Here is a 3313-nt window from a genome sequence, read left to right on the forward strand (position 1 = left end):
CAGCGGGCCCACCCAGCGCCAGGCCAGGGCCACGGGCACCGCCAGTGCCAGGTGCCCGGCGATCAGGGCCAGCAGCCCCCAGTCGGCGCGACGGCTCCCCATGCGGTTGCGGAGGGGCTGCACCAGGGCCAAGTTCAGTGCCGCGACCAGGAGCACGGGCAGGGCGAAGGTCTCTGCGGCCAAGCCCATCCGCTTCCAGAGCAGCCAGCCATAGGAGGTGGCCAGGATCGAGGCCACCAGCCAGAGCACGGTGGGCGTGCCCGGGAGCTCCTCTGTGCCGGGCAGCCAGGCCCAGAGGCCCGCGAGCAGGAGATGCGCAGCGAGCAGCAGGCCCAGAGTGGCCGCGTCGGCTTTGCCGACCTCGGCGCAGGCAGGCAGGAGCAGGAGCCAGACGCCGATGAGGGCTGTCCAGCGGGCCCCGTGCCAGGAGCTTCCCGTGTGGGCAAGGTAGGGCACGGCGAGCGTCGCGGCCATGAGCACGGCGAGGTACACCGCCAGGGCCACCTCGTGATGCCCCCCCTGGCTGAAGACCAGGGGCGCCACCAGGCCTGAGACCAGAGCCACGGTCAGGGCCCCGCCACTGCGGGACCGGGCGGCGAGCCCGCCGGCCAGCAGGGTGACGAGGGCCGTGGCCGCCAGACCCATGGGCGCGGCGTAGAAGTGGTATTCCATGGCGCCGGCGCGGAAGGTGAACTGCAGGGTGCCGAGGCCCGCCAGCAGCAGGGCCACGCCCAGGCGGCGGCTGTCCCCCAGGATCAGCTTCGCGGCGAAGGCGGCGATGGCGCCGCCCACCAGCAGGCCCAGGACGAAGCGCAGCTCCGCCCCCACCCAGCCCTGCTGGATGGCCCAGCGGAAGAAGAAGATCGTGCCGAGGAGGAAGATGGAGGCCGCGATGCCGGCGATCCACACCACCGGGGAGATCTCCTTGCGGGAAACGGCGGGGCGCACGAGGGGACGGGGCAGGGGTCTTGGGGCGCCGGCGGAAGGTGGGGCCGGTGCCGCTGGCGCCTGCTGCCGCTGCAGGAGCCAGGCCACCTGCGCTTCCAGTCGGGCCACGCGCTCGGCGAGCTCGGGCTGGGCGGCGGGATCCTGAGGGGCCTGGGGTTCCATGCTGACTCCATACGGAAGCGTATGGAATCATGCGGGCCCGTCACGAGCCTGTCAAGGGGCCCAGCAAGGTCAGCCGACGACGCGGTTCCGTCCCTCGGCCTTGGCCCGGTACAGGGCCTTGTCGGCCCGGGAGAGTAGGCGCTCCGGGGTGTCCTCCGGGCCTTCCCAGGTGGCGAGACCGATGCTCAGGGTGACCCGGTCGTTGGCGGGCAGACCAGGGATCGCGTCGAGGGCCACCTGTTCGCGCAGGCGCTCGGCCAGGGCCCGCGTGCCCTCCAGGTCGGTCTGGGGGCAGTAGGCCAGGAATTCCTCGCCCCCGATGCGGCCCAGCTGGTCCACCTTGCGCAGGCCGAAGGCCATGCGCTGGGCCATGACACCTAGGACCTGGTCCCCGGCAGCATGGCCGAAGCGGTCGTTCACGGCCTTGAAGTGGTCGAGGTCCACCAGCATGACGGACACGCCCTGCCCGAAGCGCCCGCACTGGTCGAGCTCCATGCCGAGCATGTCGAGGATGTGCTTCCGGTTGTAGAGGCCGGTGAGGGGATCGCGGATGGCCTGGTGGTAAAGGCGCAGCCGGGAATCCTCGAGGCTCAGTAGGCGGCCCAGCTCCTCCGCGGCGATCTCGAAGAGCCGCTCGTGGTCCTCGGCGGCCCGCCGCTCAGTGATGAAGGCCAGGGCCCCGACCACGGGGTAGCCCGGCGTGCAGGCCGGGAACACGCGAAGGATGGGATCACGAAGGCTCCGACGCCGTTCGTCGTCATCCGCCGCGGGGTGCCAGTGGCAGTCCGGCGGCTCGAGGAACAGACCGTGGTCAGCCACGGCCTGCTGCAGGGCCTGCCGATCCTCAGCCCCGGCGGAGGACCCATGGACGCCGTGGCACCAGAGGCCATCCTCGCCCTGGTAGGAGACCAGCAGCGCCCCGGGGAGCACGAGCTCCTGAAGGATCTCGATGAAGCCCTGGATCAGGCGGGAGGTGTCGTGCTCGGCCGTGTAGAGGCGGGCGACGGAGTCCCGGAGGGCCGTCTCGATGAGGCGCTGCTCCAGGGCCAGGGCCAGCCGACGCTGGATGGCATCCACCCCGAAGTTCTCCTGGGCCAGCTTGGGAACGGCGTGGGCCGTGTGGGGGCGGGAGGCCTGATTGGCCAGGGCCACCGCGACCTCGACCACGTGGTCCAAGTCCCGGCCCTTGACGAGAAAGCGGTCCGCGCCGCAGGTCTTCGCCCAGAAACGCGCGAGCCCTGCCCCTTGGGCCGTGAGAAGCAGGACCGGCAGGTGTCGGGTGGCCCGGTCATCCTTCACCAGGCGGCAGAACTGGTAGCCATCGAGGAGGGGCATCACGCAGTCGCTCACCACCACGTCAGGGAACTCCGTCGCCAGCACGATGAGGGCCTCGGCGCCGTTGCGGGCCTCGATGGTCAGGTGGCCATGCCGCTGGAAGAGGTGCCGAAGGAGGCTCAGCTGGATGGGGTTGTCATCCACCAGGAGAACCTGGAGCGAGTGGGGACCCTTCGGAGCGGCAGCAGTCATAAGTACCATTTATCGGACTGGGTGGGCCTCAGCTTGAAGCGATGGGTGCCACGGAAGGAAGGTCTGACCGTGGGATGCTGAAGCAGGGAGTACGCCCAATCATGACCGCGGATCTCGAACATCGACAAGGGAAGAGGCCTTGAGATCGGAGGCTGCCTAGCCATGGACGCCCCGCTCCTGCTCGCCCTGACCCGCGCCTGGCTCCGGGAGCGCGGCGACCTGCCCGTGGAGGCCGTCTGGGCCTCTGGCCGGGCCCTGGGCCTGAAGTGGGCGGGGCGCCGGGTCGCGGAAGGTTGGGTGCTGCTGCTGCAGCCCAAGCCGGAGCTGTGGCTGCTGGGCGTGGAGCACCCGGCCTGGAAGCGCCTGCAGGCCGAAGCGCCCAGGGACAGCGGGAAGCTCTGGAGCCCCTGGTTCCAGGGCGCGAGGCTGCGGGCCGTGGAGGGCGATCCCCGCGAGCGCTGGGTGGGCCTCCACTTCCAGCGGCGCGCCATCACCGGGCGGCTGGAGTCGCTGCGGCTGGCCTTCCAGGCCATTCCGGGGCGGCCGGGGATCCGCGTGGACGGCGTGGACACGCAGGTGCCGCGGCTGGGCCTGGGCGTGCCCTTTCCGGCGGCGGCGCCCATGCCCGTCGACGAGCCGCCGCCGCTCCGGCGCTGGCGGGAGCGCTGGGGAGACC

General features: G+C 71.4%; 3 protein-coding genes. 1 reads left to right on the forward strand and 2 read right to left on the reverse strand.

Annotated elements, in window-relative coordinates:
- The coding region (locus tag WAS25_RS14455) for a DUF2339 domain-containing protein (RefSeq protein ID WP_422313336.1) at positions 1 to 1110 on the reverse strand (1110 nt) is incomplete at its 3' end.
- Between the two features lie 69 nt (positions 1111 to 1179).
- Positions 1180 to 2637, reverse strand: a complete 1458-nt coding sequence (locus WAS25_RS14460; RefSeq protein WP_422313338.1) for a GGDEF domain-containing response regulator — start codon at positions 2635 to 2637, stop codon at positions 1180 to 1182.
- A 162-nt stretch (positions 2638 to 2799) separates the two neighbouring features.
- On the opposite strand from WAS25_RS14460, the gene WAS25_RS14465 reads away from it, so the two are divergent.
- Positions 2800 to 3313 (forward strand): hypothetical protein (locus WAS25_RS14465; protein WP_422313340.1); only part of this gene is annotated, 514 nt, incomplete at its 3' end.

This window comes from Geothrix sp. (assembly GCF_049292215.1).
Lineage (GTDB): Bacteria > Acidobacteriota > Holophagae > Holophagales > Holophagaceae > Geothrix.